Origin of the sequence: Aeromonas sp. s5 (assembly GCF_040907865.1) — a bacterium.
GTDB lineage: Bacteria > Pseudomonadota > Gammaproteobacteria > Enterobacterales > Aeromonadaceae > Aeromonas > Aeromonas dhakensis.
Genome location: NZ_JBFOCO010000033.1, coordinates 188,231 through 213,043 on the forward strand (window position 1 = coordinate 188,231; position 24,813 = coordinate 213,043).

Genomic DNA, 24,813 nt, shown 5'->3' on the forward strand with positions numbered 1-24,813 from the left:
GCGTTTGATGCAGCAACGAATCTACCCACAACAGTGGCAAAACCAGCATATCTATCCCGCCCTCGACTGCCCGCAGGTGAGCGCGGATCTCGCCCTGGCGCGCGCCAGTCTGGACGAGCTCGGCCAGTTTATCGAGGGGCTTGGCGCCGCCCGGGCCAATGCGCAGGCGCTGCAGGATTTCCTGCGCGAGGTGCGGCTGCGGACTCGGGACATTCACAACATTGGCTGGAACCTGGCCGTGCTGGCGGCCTGCCGTGGCAGTCAGGATGCCCGCGACGAGCTGGCCAAGCAGCTGGCCTCCCGTGCCCGCGCCCTCAATGCCGATCTGTTCAAGACCCTGGCGCCGGTCGAGGATCTGATGCTGGCCCTGCCGGAACCCGAATTTGAACAGCTGATGGCTGACTCCCTGCTGGGGGAGGAGGCGTACCGGCTGCGCCACGAGCGCCTCTTGCAGGATCAGCGCCTGCCGGTGGAGGCGGAGCAGCTGGTGATCGGCCTTGGCACCGACGGCTTGCACGCCTGGGGCAATCTCTACAACGATCTGGTGGGCAAGATCCGGCTGCTGATCGATGGCCGCGAGATGGGACTGGCCGAGGCGAGCAATCTGCTCTCCAGCCCGCTGCGGGCCCTGCGCCGGGAAGCGTTCGATGCCATCAGTGCCGGCTGGGAGGGGGAGCAGGAGACGGTGGCCGCCATCTTGAACGCCCTCAATGGCTGGCGGCTTGAGCTTTCGCGCCAGCGCGGCCGCAGCCGCCAGCTCGATGCGCTCGACCTCTCCTGTCACCAGAGCCACATCGAGCGGGCGACCCTGGATACCCTGATGCAGGAGACCTGGCGCGCACGCGGGCTGGGTCAGCGGGCGCTGGGGCTGATGGCCGAGCGCCTCGGCATCGAGGAGCTGGGGCCGGAGGATTTGTTTGCCCCGCCGCCGGCCGCGGTGAGCCGCGAGATCCCGTTCGAGGAGGCGATCGAGATCATCGCCGATGCGTTCTCTTGTTTTGATCCCGAGATGGGGGAATTTGCCCGAATGATGGCCGAAAAGGGGTGGATCGATGCTGCGCCCACCCCCAACCGGCGCACCGGTGCCTACTGCACCAAGTTTGCCGAGCCGGTGGAGCCGCGGGTCTTCATCACCTATGCCGGCACCATGGACAACGTCATCACGCTCGCCCACGAGCTGGGCCACGCCTGGCACAACTGGCTCATTCGCGATCTGCCCATGAGCCAGCGTCGTTACCCCATGACGCTGGCGGAGACCGCCTCCATCTTCGCCGAAACCTTGGTGCGCAGCGCCCTGTTCGAGCAGGCGCAAAGCTCGGAAGAGCAGCAGGCCATCGCCTGGGCGGAAGCCGATGGCGCCGCCACCTTCCTGGTCAACATCCCGGCCCGCTTCGATTTCGAGCGCGCCCTGGTGGCGGAACGGGCGTCTGGCTATGTCTCGCCGGCCCGGCTCAAGGCGCTGACCGACGAGGCCTGGGGCCGCTGGTACGAGCAGAGTCTGTGCCGCTATCACCCCCTGTTCTGGGCGGCCAAGGCGCACTTCTCCATCGCCGGGTTTGGCTTTTACAACTACCCCTACCTGTTCGGCTATCTGTTCAGCCTCGGCGTCTATCAGCAGCTGATGTATCGCCAGAAGGCGGGAGAACAGAATGTGGCCCAGGCCTACCGCGACCTGCTGCGCGATACCGGCCGCATGAGCGCAGAAGAGCTGGTGGCCAAGCACCTGGGGGAGGACATTCGCGAGCCCGCCTTCTGGCAGGGGAGCCTGGCGCTGGTGGAAGCGGCGGTGGAGCGCTTCGCCCAGACCCGCGGTTAACACTGGCTTGCTGAATGGAACCGCCGGGCAGCCATGCTGTCCGGCGGTTTTTTTATGGGGCGGGTTTGCCTGGTTGCGGCTGAGCGGGCGGGCGCACCGGCCCTACCAGCAGGGGCCTCGGCTGGTGGCGCAGGTCCGGCTGGTAGCCGTTGAAAAAGAGGTTGAGCAGCACCGAGCTGAGGGTGGCCAAGAGGATGCCGCTATGAAACAACGGCTGCAGGGCAGCGGGGAAGTGTTGGAAGAAGGCGCCGGAGACGGTGGGGATCATGCCTATCCCTAAGCTGATGGCGACGATGTAGAGGTTGTGGCGATTGCTGTTGTAGTCGGCCCTGGCCAGGATGCGGATGCCGGTGGCCAGCACCATGCCGAACATGACTATGCCGGCGCCGCCGAGCACGAAGGGGGGAATGGAGGCGACCAGCACCGACATCTTGGGCACCAGGCCGAAGGCGAGCAGGATCCCCCCCGACATGACGCAGACCCAGCGGCTCGACACCCCGGTCACGCTCACCAGCCCGATGTTCTGGGAGAAGGAGGTGTGAGGGAAGCTGTTGAAGATGCCGCCTATGATGGTGCCGATGCCGTCCACCCGCAGGCCACGCACTATGTCGCCCCGGCTGGCCGGGTGGCCGACGATGTCGCCGAGCGCCAGAAACATCCCCATCGACTCGATGAAGGTGATCAGCATGATGACGGTGAGGGTGGCGATGGAGATGGGATCGAAGGTGGGCCAGCCGAAGGCGAACGGCACTATGGGAGCGAACCAGGCCGCCTCGCCAAGCCCGTCCAGGCTCACTTCCCCCATGGCGATGGCCACCCCGAAGCCGAACAGGATGCCGAGCAGTACCGAGATGTTGCTGAAAAAGCCCTTGGTGAAGCGGGTCACCAGCAGGATGAAGGCCAGCACCAGAAAGCTGGTGCCGATGTAGCGCAGGCTGCCGTACTCGGGGTTGCCCTTGCCCCCCGCCATCCAGTCGATGCCCACCTGCATGATGCTGATGCCGATGGAGGTGATCACCACCCCGGTCACCACGGTGGGGAAGAGTGGCATCAAGCGGCCGATGAGCGGCACCAGCAGGGTGGAGAGGATGCCGGCGGCGATGGTGGCGCCAAAGATGCCGGTCAGCCCCAGCGCCGGGTTGGCGCCGATGGCCAGCATCGGCATGACGGCGGCGAAGGTGACCGACATGATGACCGGCAGGCGGATCCCGGCAAAACGGCCGATGCCAAGGCACTGCAGCAGGGTGACGATACCGCAGCAGAAGAGATCCGAACTGATGAGATACGAGATTTGATCCTTGGGCAGTTCCAGGCTGCCGCCGATGACCAGCGGCACCGCCACGGCGCCAGCATACATCACCAGCACATGCTGCAGGCCGAGGGTAAAGAGCTGGCCGGGGGGGAGCAGGCGCTCCACTTCGTCGATGGCGCGGCCCTTGGCCGCCCCGGGGGGCTGGGTCTGGTGCATGAACAGATCACTCCTTGCGACCCGGCGGCAAGGGCCGGGCAAGATGGGGCAGGCTGGCTGTCCCGTTCATGGATAGGGGCCGGGTCGCCCAGGATCCGGCCACGCAGACGAAGGTCGCCTTCGCGCTGCATCACTGGGGGAGTGCAGGAACCGTGCTCGGTCGGCATGAATGGGGGCCTGTTGGCCCTGTTCATGCGCATTTTTGCAGGCGGGATCACGCTTGACAGCATCGATGGCTGCCAATCGTTTTCCTACCGGCAGGGGAGGGCTGTCAGATTGGTAGCCCGGTTATCATTTCGGTCGGTCTGGCTCTCAGATTGATAGCCGGCGCTGTGCCGGCCCAGCCGCTCTGGTTTCATCAGCAACAGAGGGCGTGATCCAAAGCAAGAAAGTTGGATGTTTTGGTGGCGCAGGGCCCTGCCGCTGGGGTAGTTTCGATAAAACCGACACAGATCCTGAGGTCTTATCCATGATCATCTATCTGCATGGCTTCGATGCCACCAGCCCCGGCAATCACGAGAAAGTGCTGCAGTTGCAGTTTATCGATGATGATGTACGTTTCGTGCACTACAGCACGGTTCACCCCCGTCATGACATGAGCCACCTGCTCAAGGAAGTGAAGAAGCAGCTCGACATGAGTACCGATCCCAAGCCCCTCATCTGCGGGGTGGGACTGGGTGGCTACTGGAGCGAGCGCATCGGCTTTCTGTGCGGCATCAAGCAGGTGATCTTCAACCCCAACCTGCACCCCGAGATCAACATGCAGGGCAAGATCGACCGGCCGGAAGAGTACGAAGATATCGGTACCAAATGTGTGTCTGAGTTTCGTAGTAAAAATTCAGGAAATTGCCTCTGCATCCTTTCCGTTCAGGATGAAGTGCGCGATAATGGCGAAACTGAGCGTGAATTGAAGAATTATTACAACATCGTGTGGGATGAACGAGAGACGCACAAGTTCAAGAACATCTCTCATCACCTGCAGCAGATGAAGGCTTTCAAAGAAGCCTGATTGATCGTCACGTCATGGATTCAACTATCAAGGGAGCCGATGGCTCCCTTCGCTTTAATGGAACCGAGGTAATTAACCATGACCAATATTGTTGTCGTCGGCGGCGGTGCCGGCGGTCTGGAGCTGGCTACCAGCCTGGGCCGCAAGCTGGGCAAGAAGAACAAGGCCAAGATCACCCTGGTTGATCGCAACCGCACCCACCTGTGGAAACCCCTGTTGCACGAAGTGGCCACCGGCTCCATGGACGCGGGCATCGACGCCCTGAGCTACCAGTCCCACGCCAAGAACCACGGTTTCGACTTCCAGCTGGGTACCCTCACCGACATCAAGCGCGACGAGAAACGCATCGTGCTGGCGAAGATCGTCGACGAGAACGGCGACATCGTGGTCAACGAGCGCGAGCTGCCCTACGACTACCTGGTGATGGCCATCGGTTCCGTCTCCAACGACTTCAACACCAAGGGCATCAAGGATCACTGCATCTTCCTGGACAGCCCTTCCCAGGCGCACCGCTTCCACAACAGCATGATGAACCGCTTCCTGCAGTTCGCCACCGAATACCAGCCGGGCGACAAGGTGAAGATTGCCATCGTCGGCGGCGGCGCCACCGGCGTCGAGCTCTCTGCCGAGCTCTACAATGCGGTGGAGCAGCTCTACGCCTACGGCTTCAAGAACCTGACCACCGACAGCCTCAAGGTGACCCTGGTGGAAGCGGGCCCCCGCATCCTGCCGGCGCTGCCGGAGCGCATCAGTGGCGCCGCCCATCAGGAGCTGGTCAAGCTCGGCGTGGACGTGCGTACCGCCACCATGATCACCGAAGCGACCGCCGATGGTCTGCACACCAAGGATGGCGAGCTGATTGAAGCGGACCTGATGGTGTGGGCGGCTGGTATCAAGGCGCCGGACTTCATGAAGGATATCGCCGGTCTTGAGACCAACCGCATCAACCAGCTGGTGGTGAAAGAGACCCTGCAGACCACCCGCGACGAGAACATCTTCGTCATCGGTGACTGCGCCGCCTGCCCGCAGCCGGACGGCAAGTTCGTGCCGCCGCGCGCCCAGTCCGCCCACCAGATGGCGACCCAGGCGTTCAAGAACATCCTGGCCAAGATGAACGGCGGCGAGCTCAAGCCCTACCTCTACCACGACCACGGTTCGCTGGTGTCCCTGAGCCGCTTCTCTACCGTGGGCAGCCTGATGGGGAACCTGATGCGCGGTTCCATGATGGTAGAGGGCTACATCGCCCGTCTGGTCTACATCTCGCTCTACCGGATGCACCAGATCGCCCTGCACGGCTACATCAAGACCGGCCTCATCATGCTGGTGGGCCGCATCAACCGGGTGCTGCGCCCGACCCTGAAGCTGCACTAAGCCGCCTGGGGCAAATGTGGCGGGGCGACAATGGTCCCGCGCACCATGAAAAAGGAGAGGCCTTGGCCTCTCCTTTTTTATTGCGGTCGTATCAAGAGGCGTCCACCTGCAGGGTGCGCACCTCGGTGAGGGCGGCGGTGAAGAAGAGCCGCGCCAGCTCCGGATCCCCTTGCCCGGCATCGCGGGCGACGTTGGCAATGTCGCCGCCGAGCAGGGTGATGGTGTTGCCCACCTTGCTTACTCGATCGATGAGGGAGCCGAACTGCTGGGAGAAGGCCGTCGTCTGGCCGAGGAAGCCCTGCTGGCGCTGGATCTGCCCCTCAATCTGGTTCACCTGTCCCTCCAGACTGCTCACCTTGTTCTGGGTCTGCGTCAGGGTGACGGCCAGGGCGATGAGGCCAGGCAGCCCCAGCAGTCCCAGCCCCAGCAGGTAGAGCTTCTTCTTGTTGAGGGAGTCCAGCTCCTGCCGGGCGCCGGCCAGGTTGGACTGCAGCCCGGCGATGGTGGCTTGCAGCTCCACGCCGATCCGCTGCAACGCTATGTTGTCCTGCGTGATGCGATCGTTGGCCGCTTGGCTGGCAGTCAGGGTCTGGGCGGTCAGGGTCTGGATGGGGGCGATCTCCTGCTGGACCTGATCGACAAACGCCTTGAGGGCGTCGGGGTTGAAGGGGCCGCTATTGGCCAGCTGCTGGGTCAGTTGCGTCTCCAGGCGGCCAGCAAACGCCAGCACCTGCTGCTGCATGGTTTGCACCTGGGGCAGCAGGGCCGCGACCACCTCACCGACGTTCTGCTGGATGTTGACGGCGTTTTGCGGCAGCCCGCTGAAGGACTGAATGGTCGCTTCGGCCTGCTGCATGTTGGCAATGGATTGGGAAAGAATGCCGTTGCTCATGGGGTCTCCTTGTGAAAGAGGGCGGCCAGGCCGCCCTCCCGGGGGTTAGGCGGCCAGGCGCGCCACGAAGTTGGCGATGGTGTCGGTCTGCGGCACTTGCAGCGGGCTCACGCCGGCCATCTGGGCCTTGATGGTGGTCACGTCGGTGAGCACCGTCTTGACCGTGGTGTCGGCGGCGGTCAGCCAGAGCTGGCGGATGTCGTCGCCGCTGGTGATCCCCTTGTCCAGATCGGTGATCAGGCTGCCCAGATCGGAGGTGAGGGCGTCCCAGGCGTTGCTCATCTGGGTGGCCGCGGTGACGGCGTTTTGCGCCTGCACCTGCAGCCCCTTGTAGCCGTTGCCGATCTGGGTGGCGATCAGTACCTCGCTGTTGAGGTTGCTGCGTTTCTGGTACAGATCCTGGCGGGTGCCGAGTGAGTTGTGCAGCACGATGGCGCCAGCCGTGATGCCGCCAGCCCCGGCCACCATCATGGCGACCCCGCCGATGACCACCGGGGTCGAGGTGCCGGCGGTGACAAAGTCCGCCACGGCGCCGATGGCGGTGACGAAGGCGCCGCCAATCACCAGCAGCCCCCCGGCGACGATGCCGGCGATGGCGCCGTCGATGGCTGCGTTCACCTTGTCGATGTCACCGTTGAGCTGGGCGAGCACCCCGTTGTCCCCCTGCACCTTGCTGTTGAGGTTCACCACTATGCCCTGGAAGTTGCTGGAGTCGGTGATGAGGTTGTTGTTGAGATTGACGATCACCAGCCGGGTGTCGGCGGAGAGCCGTTGATACTCGGTGGCCTGCTCCTTGATGACGCTCAGCTGCCTGAGCCATTGCGCCTTGGTGGAGCCGGGCGGCAGCACGGCCGGAATGGCGTTTTGCAGGGCAAAGTAGTTGGAGATGTTGCTGATGTTGGTGATGATCTGCGGCTGGACGGTATTGAGATAGAGGTCGGCGTGCCCCTTCGCCAGATCGAGCCCCTGGTTGATCTGGGTCTGGTTGTCCTTGAGGTTCGGGAACTGGCTGAAGTCCACCGGCACCTGCTGCTTGACGCTGTTGCAGTAGGTCTGGATCTGCAGGGCCTGGGAAGCCTGGTTGGCCATACCCTGGTCCATGGTGATGGTTGTTGCGTTGGTCATTTTGCTTGTCCTTGCGTGGTGGGATTAAGCGTCGGGCAGGATGCCGTTGCCGGCGTAGGCTGCCTTGATGTCGTCAACCTGGCCCGCGAGCAGCAGCCAGGACTGGGTGTTGAGCGCCACGGTGCGTCGCAGCTGACGCACATCGTCGGGGCTGTTGAGGTCGGCTACCACGGACACAGCCCCTTGGTAGGCATCGGCCACCTTCTGCCAGCCAGCAGGCAGCTGGGTGACGGCATCGGCAACCCGGCTGTAGGTGTCGACAAACAGCTGGTTTTGCGCCTGCACCGACTTGGCTACGGTCAGCAGGGTGTTGGTGGCGGCCAGCGCCTGGTAGGCCTCGGCCAGTTTGTCGGTGTTGGTCTTGAGCTCGCGGGCCGCCAGGCTGGAGCCGGCAATGCCCGATGAGATCGCCTTGAGACCGGAGACCATGTACTGGGTCTGCTGGTCTGTCTGTTTGGCTATCTCCTGCGACGTGGCGGGTTTGGCCTCCTTGTCGGCCGGTTTCTGTTCCAGCGTCAGCGAGGTGACGATGGCCCGCCCCAGCTGGTTGACCCCTTCACCGGCCTTGCCACCCTCATCGACGATGGCCTGGATATTGGCGGCAATCGCCTGGTTGAGGGCATCAATGATCTCGGTCTGGCGCTTGGCGTCGGCCATCAGATCCTGCTCGAGCTGGGTGATGACGCCATTGAACTGCTCCATCAGGGGGCGCAGGGATCCCCAGGCCACCTGCACGCGGGTATTGAGTGCCTGGGCATTGAGCCGATAGCTCAGGGCCTGATCGGCGAGGGACGTCAGCTGCTCGGCCAGCCGGGCGCGCCCCGCGAGCACGGCGGCGTCTTCTTCCTGGCCAAGCAGGCGATTGAACGCGGCGACCAGGGCGTAGAAGTTGGAGCCGTTGCTCAGCAGGTGGATAAGGCCGGACAGGTTGGTCTGCTGGTAGTAGCGTGCCTGACTCATCATCTGGGCCTGGTAGGCCTCGATTTTGACCGCGAGGGTGGAGTCGATCTCGCTGTTGGCCAATGACTGCTGCATCAACAACAAGTTCGCATAGGTCTGGTTGAGCAGGGCGGGCGAGGTCGCCGACAGGTAGGCTGCCAGCAGACCCTGATCCCCCAGATCCAGGGTGGCGATCGTGGTCATGACTTGGTCTCCATAGCGGTGTCGGCGAGCTGGCTGGCGGGGGAACATACCCCCGGTGCGAGGGTGGGGTGAGGTAGTCGGGTATCCTGCTGCATCATGCTGCTCTCCTCGTGAGAAGTGGGTCTGTCTCCGGTCCATGGCCGGGACAGACTCACCCTAGGGAAAGGCAAAATGGGCCACAACTGACACTTTTATCACTTGATGTTTGAGCCGGATCGGCTAATGAAAGGGGCTGTCGGAGCAGGCCATGCGACTGCTCGATGTCGCCTTTCGTCGTTGAATATGGACAGGTGCCACGCCGTCGACGCGCACGGGATCCGTGCTGGCAGGCCCGCGCCGCCATGCTCCGCCAGGGGCGAACCGGGTCTCCCTGCTTGCCTGCGCCCCCTTCGCTGCTTTAGGCTGTCCCCCAGTTCAATCCACAAGGAAACCCAGATGATCCTCTCAACTACCCCCACCCTGGAAGGCAAAACCATTCGCGAGTACCGCGGCATCGTGGTGGGCGAAGCCATTCTCGGCGCCAACGTGTTCAAGGATCTGTTTGCCGGGATCCGCGACATCATCGGTGGCCGCGCCGGCGCCTATGAGAAAGAGCTGGCCCGGGCCCGGGAAATCGCCTTCGACGAGCTCAGGGAGCGCGCCGCGGCGCTGGGTGCCAATGCGGTGGTCGGCATCGACATCGACTACGAGGTGGTGGGGCAAAGCGGCAGCATGCTGATGGTCAGCATCAGCGGGACCGCCGTGTTGGTCTGACGCCTTGATGCCATGAAAAAACCGGCAACCTGCTGCCGGTTTTTTATTGCGCTCTTCCCAGCGGATGGGGGATGCCAGCGCCCTGACATGCACCTGTCCGCCTGCCTGTATTGTGTTGTTCGCGTCCATCATACTCATGGCAAGAGAGTCAGCTCGAGGGTGCAATCATGCTCCATATTCTGCGCTGGGTATTGCTGTGGTGCTGGCTGGGGAGCGCCATGGGGGCCACCATTCAGGCGGTGACGGAGGAGCTCCCCCCATACAACTATCGGGACAAGGACGGCCAGGTGACGGGGCTGTCGGTGGATCTGCTCAAGCGAATGCTGGAGGTCAGCGGCATCGGGCTCGACCGCAAGGGCATCCAGCTCCTGCCCTGGGCGCGGGCCTATCAGATGGCGCAATATGACCCCAATACCGTCATCTTCAGCATGATAAGGCTGCCCGAGCGCGAGGCGCTCTTTCATTGGGTCGGCCCTATCGGGCCTCGCGTCACCTGGGTGTATCGCCTGGCAAAACGCGACGATGTGGTGGGCCATCAGCTGGCTGACCTGGCCCCCTGGCGGATCGCGGTGGTACGCGACTCGGCGCTGGCCATCGAACTGGCGGAGAAAGGGCTCAATCTGGTGCTGGTGCACGACGAGGACGACAAGTTTCGCATGCTGCTGCATGGCAGGGCCGACGTCGCGCCAGCCATGCAGATGGGGGCCGCCTACCACATAGAGACCTTGGGCCATCACTACTCGGAGTTTGTCCCCATGTTTGAGTTTCAGGAGACCAAGTCGTTCTATTTTGCCTTCAGCCGCAACACGGATGCCGTCATTATCGAAGGCCTGCAGGCGGCGCTGGAGCAGATGCACCGCGATGGCTCCTTTGACGAGATAAGCCAGGCATGGGGGCGTCGCTTCTGGGTTCAGCCGGCAGGCAAGTGAGCCGCGCTATCTCCCATGCGGGTCTCGACTTCGTGATCACCAGCCGGGTGGCGTCGGTTATTACCTGATCAGCCATCTTTTCTTGGTGCCTTGATGGCCATGTCATGGCTATTATGAGTCCTTTCTTGTGGCTGCCATGCCCTGGATGGCCAAATCTGGAACAGGACCGTTTGCGATGACAATACTCAAGCCGCCGGGGCTCAAGCCCGGCGATACCATCGGCTTTTTCTCCCCCTCCAGTGCGGCCACCGCCTGGGCGCCAAACCGCTTTGCCCGTGCCGGGGCGTTTCTGGAAGGGCAGGGCTTCAGACTCAAGGCGGGCAGCCTCACCGGCCAGCGCGATCACTGGCGCTCCGGCTCCATCGCCGCCCGGGCTGCCGAGCTCAATGCCCTCATTCGCGATCCAGAGGTGCGCTGCATCATGTCGGTGATTGGCGGCAGCAACTCCAACTCCCTGCTGCCCTATCTCGATTTTGATGCGCTCATGCGCGACCCCAAAATCATCATTGGCTACTCCGACGTGACGGCCCTGCTGCTCGGCATTCATGCCCGCACCGGCCTGGTCACCTTCTACGGACCGGCGCTGGTGGCCTCTTTTGGCGAGCTCTCGCCGCTGGTGGACGAGACCCTGGCGGGTTTTCGCCAGATCTGCCAGGCCGGTGGCGCCGCCGTGCCTCACACAGTGCCGACCCCGGCGCAATGGACCGAGGAGCGGCTTGACTGGGAGCAGCAGAGTCGGGCCAAGCAGTGCCGGCCAAACCGGCTGATCTCGGTGGGCACAGGTCGGGTGCGGGGCCGGCTTATCGGCGGCAACCTCAACACCCTGGCGGGGATCTGGGGCTCCCCCTATATGCCGGCCATCGAGCGAGGTGACATTCTGCTGCTGGAAGACAGCCTTCATCTGGCAGAGACGGTGGAGCGCTCGTTTGCCCACCTCAAGCTGTGCGGGGTGTTTGATCGCATCGGTGCCCTGGTGCTCGGCAAACACGAGCTGTTCGACAGTCAGGGCAGCGGCCGGCGGCCGCTCGACATCCTGCTGGAGGTGGTGGGGGAGCCGACCTTCCCCATTCTGGCGGAGTATGACTGCGCCCACACCCACCCCATGCTGACCCTGCCCCTTGGCATCGAGGCCGAACTGGATCTCGATGCCCAGCGTCTCACCCTGTGCCAGTCCTGGCTCGGCGAGTGAGCCCTCTCCGGCTGCCATAGTCGCATCGGCACATAGACAAAGAGGTCGCCCGGGCGACCTCTTTGTCATCCATCCCATGCTGCGGATATCAGGGCAGGGCATCGGGCCGGAAGCTGGCGCGGATCTGCGGCACCAGGGGTGAGACGTCGAATCCCTTCTCCTCTCCCAGCACCGGATGAAGCAGGGCCTGATCCGGGAGAGGGGTCATGTCACCCGCCAGCAGCTGACGAGTGGCCTGGCCCATCTGATAGAGCTGGCGCACCGGGTCGAACTGGGTTGCCAGATTGAGGGCGTCATCGGCGCGGGCAAAGGCCATCATGGGGATTTGGTAGCTGGCATCGCGGGGCGGCTTGTCACCGTGGATGCCCTTGCCGGCCGACATCAGGAACGGTTGGTGATCGCCAAAAGCCACCACCAGGTAGCGTTTGCCTGAGCGATCCAGGCTGGTCAGCAGGTGCTCAAGCGATGCCATGGCATCCACCACGCCGGTGTAGTAGGTGTTGAGCAGCTGGCGGTCGGCGTCGCTCTGATCCGGGCAGGCCTTGTCGAGCTGCTGGGCCTGGTAGCGATCCCCGTCGAAGGGGCCGTGCCCCTGCATGGTGACCGCGTAGGCGAACAGCGGCTGCTCATCCTGCTCGCTGCGCTTGAGCAGGTGGTCGATGAGGGCATCATCCGAGATATAGAGCCCCTTATGTTCGAGCGTGGTGAAACGGTTGTCGAACCAGCGCTCCTCATAGCCAAGGGCCGGGATCGCCTTGGCGCGGCCCCAGAACTTTTCCACATAGGGGTGGGCAAACAGGGTCCGGTAGCCACTTTGTTTGGCACTCTGCGCCAGACCCGGCACCTGCTCCGAGAGGTAGTAGTAGGGCACCACCCCCTGCTTGAGCAGCCCCACTGGCAGGCCGGTGTTCATCTCGAACTCCGCCAGCACCGTCATGCCGCCGGTGGTGGGGGAGTGGATGGTCTTGTGCCACTGCTGCACGCTGGCCGGCAGGCTCAGGGTGGGCGGGGGCGCGCAGATCTTGCCCTGCCAGCCGAGCCAGAGGGATTCATATTGCAGCACGATCACCAGATCGAAGCGGGGCGTCTGGTTCAGGCTGACATGGCTGAGCTGGGGGGTGAACTCGTTGATCTGCAAGGGATAACGAAACACGCTGCCGCTTTGCAGCATCTCGTCCACCAGGTTGAACAGATAGAGGCCGGGCCCCGAGCGGATGATGTCCCTGTGGTAGTTGACCGCCCTGTCCACGTAGCGAATGTTGGGCCCCAGCAGCTTGTTGCCGGTCTGGGTGGCAAACACGCACAGCGCAAAGAAGGCGGCGGTGGCGGCGGCGGTACGCAGCACCCAGCGCGACAGGGCGAAGCGCCAGCAGAGAAAGAGGGCGATCGCACCGCCCAGCAGCGGCAGCACAGGGTGCTGCTCCAGCAGGATGCGCAGCAGCGCCATCAGGTTGCCGAGATCGTCCCCCCCGAGCGGTACCCCGTAGATGGCGATCTTCATGAAATTCGCCAAGAGGCCGATGCCGGAGAGGGCGGTAAACACCAGCCCCATATAGAGGTTGAACCCCGCCAGCGCGCAGAGGCTCCAGCCCAGCACCATGCTGCCCCAGGCGAGGTAGTAGTGCTCGGGACGAAAGCCTGACCAGAGCAGAAACTCCCCCAGCTTGAACACCACGAAGCCATGCAGCAGCACGAAGGTGAGGTTGCCGAGCAGCAGACTGCCGGCGATGCGCCAGCGCAGATTGCGCCTGAGGGTGGGCAGCACCACCTTCAGCACGGCGGCACTCAGGGCCAGCACCAGCAGCAGACTGGTACAGAGATAGGTGAGGTTGAAACCCCGCTCCGGCAGGGTCTGCAAGATCTGGCTGAACTCGCCGCTCTCGGGCCTCTCCTTGAGCAGCAGGCCGATCCGCAGCTGATAGCGGCTGGCCAGGGCGTCGTCGGGGGCGCGCAGGGTGCTGTTGAGATCCAGGGTGCAGCGCCCCTTGCGGCACTGTTGGCGCTTGTCCACCGGCTGGCTCAGCTGATCGATGCGCTCACCCCTGTCGTTGAGCAGCTCCACCCTGACCTTGTCACCCTCCTGCAGCGGCCCCCGCAGCTGCCACTGGCTGCGAACCACCAGATAGAGACCGCGGCTGTCGCTCTTGTAGAGCAGGGCATGGCGGGTGAGGGTGGCGATGGGGTTGTCCGCTGGCCCCAGCACCAGCGGCTGGGCCCGGCCGAGCCAGCTGGCGGGATTGATCTGCGGCAGCAACAGGGTCAGCAACAGCAGCGCGGCTAGCATGCCCAGCAGCAGGGCGGGGAGACCGGAGACCCTGGCTGGCAAGCGCGCTGAAGTGGGGGCTTTCATATGGGCTCATCCTTTGAGCGAGTGACGGTGATGCATGGCTGCTGCATTTAATTTGACCAGATGGTGATGGGCTTGTTCCTTGTTGTCAATTTAATGACCAAATAATGAAGGTTGCGTGACAGTGGATCCATGCAAACTGTGATCCCGATCCGGGGGGCACACTCATTCTGTGATGAAAGCGTCATCATGACGCTTTGCCGCTGGTCTGCTCCAGCCTTGCTGCTTAGTCTCTCAATATGGATGGAGGTACATGTATGAATCCCAAAGTAGCGGCACGTCAGGCAAGGTTGCTCCGCATGCTGGAGAGCAAGGAGGAGATCCGGATCGGGCGCGAGCAGGACTGTCCCCTCTCGGTGGCCCAGCTGGTGCGTCTCAAGGAGGATCATCCGGCCGTGCTCAAGGTCTATCGTCACGGCCTCACCGCCGAGGTGTTCCACCTCAAGGTGGAGGGACATCACTGGTGCCTGAAGCGGCGCCGGCACGACTCTCTGGTGGCCAACGTGGACGGCAGAACCGCCTTCCTGACCGAGCTGGAGCGCCGCCGGGAGATAGAGGCCCTGCGGGAGTTGCACCCCACCATCCTGGCCAATGTGGTCTGCACCAGCTTTGGCTCGGCCCGGGCCGGGGTGCTGGTCTCCCCCTGGCTGCGAGGCGTGCCGGTGCATGATCTCAACGAGCGCATCCTGGCGCAGATGCTGGCGGTGCAGGCGGAGCTGGCCCACTGGGGCTGGTTTGACTGGGATCCGAGCCCCGGCAACCTGCTGGACGACGGTCAGCAGATCAGCGTGTTCGACTTTGGCTACATGTGGCCCTTCGATCCTCGCCATGAATTCAACTCCAACGGCCTCACCGATCCCGGTTTTCACGTACCGGAACGGTTGGAGACCCGCACCCTCTCGGGTCTGTGGCTAGACGAGCCGGATCCGCTGCCGCAGTTTCGCTACTGGCGCGGCCTGTGCGTCAATTGGGCGCAGCGGGAGCTGCAGCACCTGACTCGGGAGGGGGCGAGTGCGCCGGTGCTGGCCCGTTTGCAGAGCCTGCTGGGGGAGTGGCGCTCGGCGCTCGCCAGCGAAGAGGCGCTCGCCGCCAACTGGTGGCGCGACATGTATCGCAGCCACCGGCTCGACATTGCCGACGATCTCAGCGGCAAGAGCTGTGGCCCGCTCACCCTGCGCCGGCTCGACTGGCTGGAGCTGGCGGTGACCGAACATTACGCCGAACTGGCGGACAACCTGGGCCCCGATGAAGCGGGGCTGGATCAGGGGGCGCTGCTGCGCCGGCTGGAAGGGCTGCGCGAGGAGATCCGGGCCAACCTGCTGCCGGCGCTGACTACGGCGGGTTAGGGGCGCTCAACTCTTTTATCCCAAAATCACCCTATATAGAAAGAGGGGCCCGGCGGCCCCTCTGTTGATCCTGGCTAGCTGTCTGCCCCTTAGTCGAGCAGCTCCTGATGGAGGCGGTTGACGATGTGGCCCGCCTCGTCCTCCTTGACCAAAAAGCAGAGGTTGTGGGCGCTGGCGCCGTAACAGATCATGCGAATGTTGTGTTCGCGAATGGCGTCAAAGACCTGACTGCCCACCCCGACCGCCTCGCTCATCCGGTTGCCGATGAGCGCCACCAGCGCCAGCCCTGTCTCCACCTGCACCTTGCACAGCTGGCCGAGCTCCGCCAGCACCTTGTCATTGAGGATGGGTTCGCCGTTGCTCTGGCTGCCGGTGTGATCCAGGGTCAGCGACACGCTCACCTCGGAGGTGGTGATGAGATCCACCGAGATGCGATGGCGGGCCAGGATGCCAAACACCTCGGCCAGGAAACCGTAGGCGTGGAACATGTTGAGGCTGTGCAGGGTCACCAGCACCTGGTTGCGGCGCAGGGCCACGGCGCGAAACAGCGGATTGGTGCGGGTGCTGGCGCGGATCCAGGTGCCGCCGGCGGCCGGATCCTTGGCAGAGCCGACAAACACCGGGATGTCGCGGCGTACCGCCGGCTGCAAGGTGGCCGGGTGCAGCACCTTGGCGCCGAAGGTGGCCATCTCGGCCGCCTCCACGAAGCTGATTTCGGGGATGGGGCGGGCGCGGGTAACCAGGCGCGGATCCGTGGTGTAGATGCCGGGCACGTCGGTCCAGATCTCGATGGAGCCGGCATCGAGCGCTTCGGCCAGGAGGGCCGCGCTGTAGTCGGAGCCGCCGCGGCCCAGGGTGGTGGTGCGGCCATCGCCGTCGGCACCGATGAAGCCCTGGGTGATGATGAGGCTGTCGCCAAGCTGGGGGCCCAGCGTCTGCTGGCAGAGGTCACGGGTGGCGGCCAGATCCACGCTGGCCTTGCCAAAACGGCTGTCGGTGCGCAGCAGCTGGCGCACATCCTGCCAGCGGGCCTTGACGCCGCGCTGGCGCAGCAGCTCGGTAAAGAGGCGGGTAGACATCAGCTCGCCGCAGGCGATGAGCCTGTCAGCCAGCTCGGCATCGGTACGCAGATGGGCCTGGCGCGCCATGGTACGGATCTCGTCGAGCTGGTCGTGGATCTGGGCACTCACGTCGCCCGGGTGGCCAAGGTCGGCCAGAATGGCCTGCTGGATCTCGGCCAGTCTGGTCAGCTGCGCCTCCTGGCCCGCCTCGTCCAGATCGCCTTGGGCCAGTGCCACCAGCAGGTTGGTGACGCCGGCGCTGGCGCTCAGCACCACCACCCGGGTGGCCGGGTTGGCCAGCACTACGTCGGCACAGTTGTTCATGGCTGCCGCGTTGGCGACGCTGGTTCCGCCAAACTTGGCGACATTGATCGGGCTCATTGCTTACTCCTGTCTTAATATGAAAATCCGGTTCCATCGGGCAAAAAGAGAGGAGGAGGCTGAAAATGGCAGGAATGATCGAAACTATCCCGGCCAGAAGCACTCCACCCGCAGAGCCCATCCCGTACCCGCCCCTGACGGGGCGCGGTGGGGGATGACCACTACCGATGACAACCCGGGGGATTCAGCCCCCGCAGCCGACACTGAGGTATCCAGTTGCCTCAGATGTCTCGGCGCTGCTCCCCCTGACCCAAGTTCACCGGACACTGGTGTCCTCCCTCGGGCTGCCTGGGCAGCGCTCCTCTTCTGGCTCCACCAGGGCGGTGGAGTGCATTTAGAAATACCTTGCGTTGGATTGCACTGTCAATCGAGTTTGTGAAAAAGTTCAAAAAGTCAGCCAACTCAACACAGAATCAATGAGTTACACAATGGTCTTTGACAAAACCTTGGAGCGACGCTGCCAGTTGTAGAGGCGCTGGCGTTCAACCGGCAGATCTTCCACCTCCAGCGGATCGAAGCCCCGCTCCCGGAACCAGTGGATGGAGCGGGTGGTGAGCACGAACAGGCGACGGATGCCGAGCCGCCTGGCCCGCTCGGCCACCTTGGCCACCAGCTGATCCCCCCGGTTGGAGTTGCGGTAGTCGGGGTGGATGGCGACGCAGGCCATCTCCGCCATCGCCTCTTCCATGAAGCAGTAGAGCGCCGCGCAGCCGATGATGAGGCCGTCGCGCTCTATGATGGTGAACTTGTCTATTTCCATCTCCAGCTGCTCGCGGGAGCGGCGCACCAGGATCCCTTCCTCCTCCAGCGGGCGGATGAGATCCAGGATGCCGCCGATGTCCTCGATGGTGGCGGCGCGCGCCTGCTCGGCGCTTTCCCGTACGATCTGGGTGCCGAGGCCGTCACGGCTGAACAGCTCCTGCAGCATGGCGCCGTCATCCTGATAGCTCACCAGGTGGGAGCGGGGCACGCCGCCGCGGCAGGAGGCGATGGCCGCGCGCAGGTAGCGGGCGGTGCCGGACATCTCTTCCCCCGCCTGCTCCAGCTCCACCAGCAACTCTTCGGCCTGTTCGGGGAAGAGCTCGGAGATGGCTTCGCCGTGGCGGTCCATCACCCCCTGGGTGCTGCTGAAACAGATAAGTTTGTCCGCTTTCAAATCCACCGCCACCCGGCGGGCCACCTCTTCCGAGCTCAGGTTGAAGCTCTCGCCGGTGACCGAGCAGCCGATGGGGGAGATGAGCACCAGGCTCTTCTGATCCAGCTGGCGGGTGATCCCCTCCACGTCGATGCGGCGCACCCGGCCGCTGTGGCAAAAATCGATGCCGTCATCCACCCCGAGCGGCTGGGCGGTGACGAAGTTGCCGCTCACCACGCTGATGCGGGCACCCTGCATCGGTGTGTTGGCGAGCCCCATGGAGAGCTGGGCCGTGATGTCGTACTGCAAGCCACCACACACCTGCTTGATGATGGCGAAGCTCGCGTCATCGGTGACCCGGATCCGCTTGTGGTACTGGGCCTCGATGCCGGCGCGGGCCAGCGCCTCGTCGTTTTGCGGGCGGGAGCCGAAAACCAGTACCAGGCGAATGCCCAAGGTCTGCAGCAGGGCGATGTCGCTGACGATGTTGGCAAAATTGGGGTGGCAGAGGGCTTCACCCCCCATCATCAGCACGAAGGTGGCACCTCTGTGCACATTGACGTAGGGGGTTGACTGCCGAAAGGCATAGACCAAGCTGGGTTCGCGTTCACGCACTTGAGGCATCTTCCATAAAAAAACAGCAATGGGCTCAATATATGAAAATAAATTCACAAATCAAGACTAAATATTGATTTGGCGTGATTTTGTCATCGCGGTGGTCAGGCAGGACGAACGGTGGCGATGCCAGGCGGGGCAGGGGCGCCAGCGGTGTGGCGGTGCGCCTCAGGTTGATCCCGGCCCATAAACTGTTATCTTCGATATTCCTTTTCGTCAGCTGTGCGGTTGCACAGGTTTTTATACAAGGACAGGGTGCATGGAACAGATTATTTCGCCGGCAGACGCGCTGCCGGGACGCCGCGAGGCGATGGTGATTGGCCAGCAGCATGCGGTCAATGGTCACCCGACTCAGGGCCCCTGGCCTGAAGGGATGGCGGTGGCCTGGTTTGGCATGGGCTGCTTCTGGGGTGTGGAGCGCCTGTTCTGGCAGCAGCTAGGGGTCTACTCCACCGCCGCCGGCTATCAGGGCGGGGTGACCCAGAATCCCACCTACAAGGAGGTGTGCAGCGGATTGACCGGCCATGCCGAGACGGTGCAGGTGGTGTTTGATCCCAAGGTGATCAGCTATGGCGATCTGCTCAAGCTGTTCTGGGAGCAGCACGATCCGGCCCAAGGCATGCGCCAGGGTGGCGACATTGGCACCCAGTACCGCTCCGTCATCTTCTTCGGGGACGACACCCAGGAGGCGATTGCCCAGCAGAGTCTGGCCGCCTATCAGCAGGCGATGCTGGCCAGCGGCGACGGCCGCGCCATCACCACCCGCATTCTGCCGCTGGCCCCCTTCTATTACGCCGAGGATTACCATCAGCAATATCTGGAGAAGAATCCGGACGGGTATTGCGGCCTGGGTGGCATCGGCGTCTGCCTGCCGCCGAGCCTCAACCGTTAGGGCAAGATGACGGGTATCTGTGACTCGTCATTGATGGTGAAAAGAAAAAGGCCGCTTTTGCGGCCTTTTTATCGGGCTTTGTCAGGAGAGTGAAAAAAATCATAAAAAAATGTGTCATGGAGAGGAACTTATTCGAACCAGGCTTGCCCAACTTGGTAGCCACCATGGACGGCGGCCAAGACCAGACACATTTCTTGCCTCGAAATTCATAAAAGTCATTGAAAAACTTGATGAGTTGAAATGCTAGCAAGCAGGGCTGCCAATGAAGGCGGCCCTTTTCATTTCTGCGGTGCGAAAAATGGTGGGGGAGTGACGACGCCGGCGTTCGCCACGGCGCTCAGCTGATGGCGCCGTCAAACAGGTTCTTGATGAGATCGATGAACTCTTCGAGGAAGGCTTTCTGCTCCGGGGTCGGGGCGCGCAGCCAGACGGCGGAGAGCACCTCTTCCAGATCGGCCACCACCGCATCGGCTTCCTGCATGATCACGAAGCGCAACTTGGGATCGAGCTGCGGATTCTGCTCGCAGATGGCCATCAGGTTGCCGGCCACCCGGCTGCTCACCAGATCTTCGATGGTCTGTTCACCACTGCTCTGTTGCTGGGTTTCAAACAGTCCCAGACTCTCCACCAGATACTCAATCAGGGCGATATAGCCTTCGCTTTCTACAACCATGGCGGCCTCAATCCTCAACAATACGGAAAAACTGTGCGTATTTTAGTGGCTGGACCTAGCTTGGCAAGCGACAGTGCAGGCGATAACGGATAAAACCGACGCCGCCGCGCTCCACGCTCTCCAATCCGGTCAGCTTAAAGCCATACCGTAAAAATAGCCCATAGCTGAAGGCGCTGGCCTCCGTCGTCAGCTGTTTGAGTCCGAGTCGTTGCGCCTCGGCGAGGGCCGCGGCCAGCAGCAGGCCGCCATAGCCAAGGCGCGGGTGATCGGCGCTCACATAGAGCAGGCTGAGGTGACCATCCTGGCTCAGGGTGACGAAACCGAGCGGCTCACCGTTTTGCTCCAGCACCCAGCCGTGGTGCTCGCGCAGCTGGCCGACAAAGCCGGGATGACGGGCGCCGAGGGCCCACTGCTCCACCTGCTCCGGGCTGTAGTGCTGCGGGCCTATCCTTCGCACCGACTGCTCGAACAGAGTGCAAAGGGCGGGGATGTGCTGCTCGTTCAGCCGGACGAGCCTGGGCGCTGCCGCCATGGCGGGGCTCATCGCTGGGGTGCCTGCGGGCGCTTGGCCTTGGGCAGACCGGCCACCACCCGCTCGTAGGAGTGATGCACCCAGCCCTGCCAGAGATCGTCGGCCAGGCCGTCGCTGAAGGTGACCGTGTTCCAGTGCTGCTTGTTCATGTGCCAGCCCGGTTTGACCTCGGGGTGCAGTTCGCGCAGCAGCAGGGCCAGCTCGGGTTCGCACTTGAGGTTCAGCCGCAGCGGCTCGGCCTGCCAGTCCAGCAGGGCAAACATCTTGCCGGCGATGCGATAGACCAGGATCTCAGGGCCGAAGGGGGTATCCTCCTGAGCGCCCGGCAGGGTCAGCAGAAAGGATCTCAAACGGGTCAACTCCATGGTCATGCTCCTGGCTGCTTGCGGTGCAAACGTATTAGTCGGGTGAAAAAATCTGCTAAGATGCGCGCCTACTATACCCCAATGCCGTCGATGAGGGAGTCGCAAGATGCTGTATCACAAGACCTTCGAGCTGGGTCCCGAGCGGGATTGGGTAGTCTTCGTGCACGGGGCGGGCGGCAGCTCCTCGATCTGGTTCAAGCAGCTGCGCGCCTATCGCGAGCACTTCAACGTGCTGCTGCTGGACTTGCGCGGTCATGGCCAGTCCCACAAGCTGCAGCAGGTGATCAAGGGCCACTACAGCTTTCGGGCGGTGACCGAGGATATCTTGCAACTGCTCGATCACCTCAACATTCGCCGCGCCCACTTTGTCGGCATCTCCCTTGGCACCATCCTCATTCGCCATCTGGCGGAGCTCTGCCCCGAGCGGGTCAAGAGCATGGTGCTGGGCGGCGCCATCCTGCGCCTCGACATCCGCTCGCGGGTGCTGGTGCAGCTCGGTCGCCTCGGCCAGCACATCCTGCCCTACATGTGGCTCTACCGGCTGTTTGCCTTCATCATCATGCCGCGCCAGCACCATCAGGAGTCACGCAACCTGTTCGTGCGCGAGGCGCGCAAATTGTGCCAACAAGAGTTCAAGCGCTGGTTTCGCCTCGCCACCGAGGTGAACCCCCTGATGCGCTACTTCCGTGAGCGGGCCCTGCCCATTCCCACCCTCTATGTGATGGGGGAGGAGGATCACATGTTCCTGGCGCCGGTGCGCGAGCAGGTGGCGCGCGACCCTTACAGCCGGCTCGAGATCATCGACGGCTGCGGCCATGTCTGCAACGTGGAGCGGCCCGAGCACTTCAACCGCCAGTCGCTGGCCTTCCTCACTGCCCAACCCGGCTGAGCCGGCGCCAACCGCCTGCTTGAGGCGGTCTTGTTGGCTTGAGCCAGCGCGCTGAAGGGGAGGCCATGTTAGGTAACGCGGCCGCTCGGGTACAAAAGCCCCCCGTTTGGACCTAGGATGACCGCCATCCCCGCTAGCCGAAGTAGTGGGCGATATCGAGGTAGCGCTGGCGGATGTGCTCGATGAGCAGCCGGATCTTGCGTGGCGGCTGGCGGGTAAAGGGGTAGACCGCGTAGATGCCGAGCTTCTTGCCTACCTGATCGGGGAAGAGATCCACCAGCTCGCCATTCATCAGATCGTGATAGACCAGGCAGCGCGGCACATAGACGATGCCGCGCCCCCCCAGCGCCGCCTTGCGCAGGGCCCCCGCGTTGTCGGTGCAAAAACTGCCCGACACCGACAGCAGATAGTTGCCCTCTTCCCCCTTGAAGGCCCACTCCGAGGCCCCCGTGCTCTGATAGGCGTAGCGCAGGCAGTTGTGGGTGAGCAAATCCGACGGCTCGCGCGGCGCCCCGAAGCGGCGCACGTAGGCGGGGGCGGCGCAGATCACCCACTGGGAGTCGAGGATGTGGCGGGCAATCAGGCTCGAATCATCCAGATAGCCGGTGCGAATGACCAAGTCGAACCCCTCTTCCACCAGGTTGACGAAGCGGTTGTCCAGCGACATCTCCACCGTGAGCCCCGGGTGTTGCTGGCAAAAATCGGCCACGGCGTCGGCCAGCAGCAGCTCGCCGGAGATGGTGGGCACCGACATCCGCACATGACCGCTCACCTTTTCACCAAATCCCGCCACCGCATCGAAGGCGTCCAGTGCGGCGGCCTTCACATTTTTGGCACCCTGATAGAGCTCCTTGCCCGCCTCGCTCAGGGTGAGCCGGCGGGTGGTGCGATAGAGCAGCTGCACCCCAAGCTCTTCCTCCAGGCGCCCGATCCGTTTGCTAACCACTGAATTTGTCAGGGAATTTTGCTCGGCCACCTTGCTGAAGGAGCCTGCTTCCACCACCTGGGCGAAGAGAATGAGGTCGTCGGTACTGGCCATATTTATCGATTTTTGGAACGAATGTTGTTCATTATTTCCATATATCGCGAAAAAAGAACAGGGTAAGGTCACGTCCGCTTAACAAAACAACAACAAGGTGCGCCTCTGCACCGCTCGGACAAGGACGCAATGATGACAGACACCCTGTTGGCCCTGGTGGCCTTCTCGCCGATCGTGGTGGCCGCCGTGCTGCTGGTCGGCCTTAATTGGCCCGCCAAGCGCGCCATGCCCATCGCCTTTATCCTGACCGTATTCATCGCCCTCTGGGGCTGGCAGATGAGCCCGACCCGGGTGCTCGCCTCCAGCCTGCAAGGGCTCATCATCACGGTGACCGTGCTCTGGATCGTGTTCGGCGCCATCCTGATGCTCAACACCCTCAAGCACACCGGCGCCATCAGCGCCATTCGCAGCGGCTTTACCAACATCTCGCCGGACCGGCGCATCCAGGCCATCATCATCGCCTGGTGTTTCGGCGCCTTTATCGAAGGGGCCTCGGGCTTTGGCACCCCCGCCGCCATCGCCGCCCCGCTGCTGGTGGCCATCGGCTTTCCGGCGCTGGCCGCCGTGCTGCTCGGCATGATGATCCAGTCCACCCCGGTGTCGTTCGGCGCGGTGGGCACCCCCATCCTGGTGGGCATCAACAAGGGGCTGGATAACCAGGCCATCGGCCACACCCTGAGCGCCGGCGGCAGCAGCTGGGACATCTACCTGCAACAGGTGACCACCAACGTGGCCCTCATTCACGCCGCCGTCGGCACCCTGATGCCGGTGCTGATGGTGATGATGCTGACCCGCTTCTTCGGCCGCAATCGCAGCTGGACCGAGGGGCTCTCCATCCTGCCGTTTGCGATTTTCGCCGGGCTCGCCTTCACCGTGCCCTATGCCCTCACCGGCATGCTGCTTGGCCCCGAGTTCCCGTCCCTTATCGGCGGCCTGGTGGGGCTGGCCCTGGTGGTAACGGCGGCGCGCCACAGTTTTCTGGTGCCCAAGACCAGCTGGGATTTCGCCCCCGAGAACGAGTGGCCCGCCGAGTGGCTGGGATCTCTCAAGCTCGATCTCAAAGAGGCCGTCGGCCGCCCCATGTCCCTGCTGCTGGCCTGGCTCCCCTATGTGGCGCTGGCCCTCTTGCTGGTGGCGAGCCGGGTGAGCCCGGAGTTCAAGGCCAGCCTGTTGTCGGTGAGCCTCGCCTTCACAGACCTCTTGGGGGAGAAGGGAATCAGCGCCTCCATTGAACCGCTCTACCTGCCGGGGGGCCTGCTGGTGCTCTGCGCCCTGCTCGCCACCCTCATTCAGGCCCGCGCCCTGGCCCCTCTCGGCCGCGCCGTGAGCGAGTCGAGCCGCACCCTGATTGGCGCCGGCTTTGTGCTGATCTTCACCGTGCCCATGGTGCGCATCTTCATCAACTCCGGCGTCAACGGGGCGGATCTCGCCAGCATGCCGGTGACCACGGCGAATTTTGCTGCGGGGCTCGTCGGGGAGTTCTTCCCGGCCCTGAGTGCCACCATAGGCGCGCTGGGGGCCTTTATCGCCGGCTCCAACACGGTGTCGAACATGATGTTCAGCCAGTTCCAGTTCGAGGTGGCGCAGACCCTGGGGGTCTCCACCGCCGCCATGCTGGCGCTGCAGGCCGTGGGCGCGGCGGCCGGCAACATGATCGCCATTCACAACGTGGTGGCGGCCTCGGCCACTGTGGGGCTGCTCGGCCGTGAGGGGGCGACGCTGCGCAAGACCGCGCTGCCGACCCTCTACTACCTGCTGGCCACCGGCCTTATCGGGCTGGCGCTCATGTACAGCTTCCACATCTCGGACGCACTGCTGCAGCTCAAGTAAAGGAGAGCAAGTG

The 24,813-nt window shown here is 63.3% G+C and carries 21 protein-coding genes and 1 riboswitch; of the genes, 10 read left to right on the plus strand and 11 right to left on the minus strand.

Features of this window, described 5'->3' with window-relative positions; all coding sequences use genetic code 11:
• Nucleotides 1-7 precede the first annotated feature (7 nt).
• Entirely contained in the window at nt 8-1,816 is a 1,809-nt protein-coding gene (locus AB5Y94_RS20215) for a M3 family oligoendopeptidase (RefSeq protein WP_368206420.1), read from the plus strand.
• 52 nt (nt 1,817-1,868) lie between these two features.
• Here AB5Y94_RS20215 and AB5Y94_RS20220 read toward each other — a convergent pair whose 3' ends face one another.
• A complete protein-coding gene (locus AB5Y94_RS20220) occupies nt 1,869-3,284 on the minus strand; it encodes a nucleobase:cation symporter-2 family protein (protein ID WP_368206421.1) in 1,416 nt (471 codons plus the stop codon).
• Nucleotides 3,285-3,753: 469 nt separating this feature from the next.
• Between AB5Y94_RS20220 and ycfP the strand changes: the two genes are divergently transcribed.
• Together ycfP and AB5Y94_RS20230 are read left to right on the plus strand one after the other, a co-directional pair.
• The gene (gene ycfP, locus AB5Y94_RS20225) at nt 3,754-4,293 is read left to right on the plus strand and encodes an alpha/beta hydrolase YcfP (protein ID WP_005302119.1); all 540 of its coding nucleotides are present in this window, start codon (nt 3,754-3,756) and stop codon (nt 4,291-4,293) included.
• A 78-nt stretch (nt 4,294-4,371) separates the two neighbouring features.
• A complete protein-coding gene (locus tag AB5Y94_RS20230; RefSeq protein WP_010633673.1) occupies nt 4,372-5,664 on the plus strand; it encodes an NAD(P)/FAD-dependent oxidoreductase in 1,293 nt (430 codons plus the stop codon).
• A 91-nt stretch (nt 5,665-5,755) separates the two neighbouring features.
• Here AB5Y94_RS20230 and AB5Y94_RS20235 read toward each other — a convergent pair whose 3' ends face one another.
• From AB5Y94_RS20235 to AB5Y94_RS20245, 3 genes are read right to left on the minus strand one after another with little or no spacing between them, the layout of a single operon-like run.
• Nucleotides 5,756-6,556 (minus strand): hypothetical protein, encoded by an 801-nt coding sequence (locus tag AB5Y94_RS20235; RefSeq protein WP_017764244.1) that lies wholly within the window; start codon nt 6,554-6,556, stop codon nt 5,756-5,758.
• 45 nt (nt 6,557-6,601) lie between these two features.
• Entirely contained in the window at nt 6,602-7,681 is a 1,080-nt protein-coding gene (locus AB5Y94_RS20240; protein WP_005302109.1) for an HBL/NHE enterotoxin family protein, read from the minus strand.
• A 24-nt stretch (nt 7,682-7,705) separates the two neighbouring features.
• Nucleotides 7,706-8,824: a hypothetical protein gene (locus AB5Y94_RS20245; protein WP_368206422.1), complete on the minus strand. Its 1,119-nt coding sequence runs from the start codon at nt 8,822-8,824 to the stop codon at nt 7,706-7,708.
• 435 nt (nt 8,825-9,259) lie between these two features.
• On the opposite strand from AB5Y94_RS20245, the gene AB5Y94_RS20250 reads away from it, so the two are divergent.
• From AB5Y94_RS20250 to AB5Y94_RS20260, 3 genes are all read left to right on the plus strand, one after another.
• Nucleotides 9,260-9,577 (plus strand): heavy metal-binding domain-containing protein, encoded by a 318-nt coding sequence (locus AB5Y94_RS20250; RefSeq protein WP_005302101.1) that lies wholly within the window; start codon nt 9,260-9,262, stop codon nt 9,575-9,577.
• 167 nt (nt 9,578-9,744) lie between these two features.
• Nucleotides 9,745-10,506, plus strand: a complete 762-nt coding sequence (locus tag AB5Y94_RS20255; protein ID WP_258117151.1) for an ABC transporter substrate-binding protein — start codon at nt 9,745-9,747, stop codon at nt 10,504-10,506.
• Between the two features lie 175 nt (nt 10,507-10,681).
• Nucleotides 10,682-11,695: a S66 peptidase family protein gene (locus tag AB5Y94_RS20260; RefSeq protein ID WP_368206423.1), complete on the plus strand. Its 1,014-nt coding sequence runs from the start codon at nt 10,682-10,684 to the stop codon at nt 11,693-11,695.
• A gap of 88 nt (nt 11,696-11,783) precedes the next feature.
• Here the strand turns inward: AB5Y94_RS20260 and AB5Y94_RS20265 are convergent, their stop codons facing one another.
• Entirely contained in the window at nt 11,784-14,045 is a 2,262-nt protein-coding gene (locus AB5Y94_RS20265; protein ID WP_368206424.1) for a sulfatase-like hydrolase/transferase, read from the minus strand.
• 254 nt (nt 14,046-14,299) lie between these two features.
• Between AB5Y94_RS20265 and AB5Y94_RS20270 the strand changes: the two genes are divergently transcribed.
• Nucleotides 14,300-15,388 (plus strand): hypothetical protein, encoded by a 1,089-nt coding sequence (locus AB5Y94_RS20270; RefSeq protein ID WP_368206425.1) that lies wholly within the window; start codon nt 14,300-14,302, stop codon nt 15,386-15,388.
• Between the two features lie 89 nt (nt 15,389-15,477).
• On the opposite strand, the gene lysC is transcribed toward AB5Y94_RS20270, so the two are convergent.
• Together lysC and argA are read right to left on the minus strand one after the other, a co-directional pair.
• Nucleotides 15,478-16,830 carry a lysine-sensitive aspartokinase 3 gene (gene lysC, locus AB5Y94_RS20275; protein ID WP_005302086.1) on the minus strand — a complete coding sequence of 451 codons (1,353 nt, stop codon included), beginning with the start codon at nt 16,828-16,830 and terminating at the stop codon, nt 15,478-15,480.
• Nucleotides 16,831-16,919: 89 nt separating this feature from the next.
• Nucleotides 16,920-17,144: riboswitch (Lysine riboswitch) on the minus strand.
• A gap of 107 nt (nt 17,145-17,251) precedes the next feature.
• Nucleotides 17,252-18,580 (minus strand): amino-acid N-acetyltransferase, encoded by a 1,329-nt coding sequence (gene argA / locus AB5Y94_RS20280; RefSeq protein ID WP_010633683.1) that lies wholly within the window; start codon nt 18,578-18,580, stop codon nt 17,252-17,254.
• A gap of 259 nt (nt 18,581-18,839) precedes the next feature.
• Here argA and msrA point away from each other — a divergent pair, with 259 nt between their 5' ends.
• The gene (gene msrA, locus AB5Y94_RS20285) at nt 18,840-19,472 is read left to right on the plus strand and encodes a peptide-methionine (S)-S-oxide reductase MsrA (RefSeq protein ID WP_368206426.1); all 633 of its coding nucleotides are present in this window, start codon (nt 18,840-18,842) and stop codon (nt 19,470-19,472) included.
• A gap of 337 nt (nt 19,473-19,809) precedes the next feature.
• Here the strand turns inward: msrA and AB5Y94_RS20290 are convergent, their stop codons facing one another.
• From AB5Y94_RS20290 to AB5Y94_RS20300, 3 genes are read right to left on the minus strand one after another with little or no spacing between them, the layout of a single operon-like run.
• Nucleotides 19,810-20,145 (minus strand): DUF3802 family protein, encoded by a 336-nt coding sequence (locus AB5Y94_RS20290; protein ID WP_005302076.1) that lies wholly within the window; start codon nt 20,143-20,145, stop codon nt 19,810-19,812.
• Nucleotides 20,146-20,200: 55 nt separating this feature from the next.
• Entirely contained in the window at nt 20,201-20,689 is a 489-nt protein-coding gene (locus AB5Y94_RS20295; RefSeq protein WP_368206427.1) for a GNAT family N-acetyltransferase, read from the minus strand.
• Nucleotides 20,686-21,042 (minus strand): MmcQ/YjbR family DNA-binding protein, encoded by a 357-nt coding sequence (locus AB5Y94_RS20300; RefSeq protein ID WP_016351046.1) that lies wholly within the window; start codon nt 21,040-21,042, stop codon nt 20,686-20,688. Before AB5Y94_RS20300 ends, AB5Y94_RS20295 begins: the two co-directional genes overlap by 4 nt.
• Before the next feature lie 106 nt (nt 21,043-21,148).
• Between AB5Y94_RS20300 and AB5Y94_RS20305 the strand changes: the two genes are divergently transcribed.
• Nucleotides 21,149-21,931 carry an alpha/beta fold hydrolase gene (locus AB5Y94_RS20305; protein ID WP_065018009.1) on the plus strand — a complete coding sequence of 261 codons (783 nt, stop codon included), beginning with the start codon at nt 21,149-21,151 and terminating at the stop codon, nt 21,929-21,931.
• A 133-nt stretch (nt 21,932-22,064) separates the two neighbouring features.
• Here AB5Y94_RS20305 and AB5Y94_RS20310 read toward each other — a convergent pair whose 3' ends face one another.
• Nucleotides 22,065-23,042 carry a LysR family transcriptional regulator gene (locus AB5Y94_RS20310; RefSeq protein ID WP_080689290.1) on the minus strand — a complete coding sequence of 326 codons (978 nt, stop codon included), beginning with the start codon at nt 23,040-23,042 and terminating at the stop codon, nt 22,065-22,067.
• Between the two features lie 60 nt (nt 23,043-23,102).
• Here AB5Y94_RS20310 and AB5Y94_RS20315 point away from each other — a divergent pair, with 60 nt between their 5' ends.
• The gene (locus AB5Y94_RS20315; RefSeq protein ID WP_368206428.1) at nt 23,103-24,800 is read left to right on the plus strand and encodes an L-lactate permease; all 1,698 of its coding nucleotides are present in this window, start codon (nt 23,103-23,105) and stop codon (nt 24,798-24,800) included.
• The last annotated feature ends 13 nt before the right edge of the window (nt 24,801-24,813 follow it).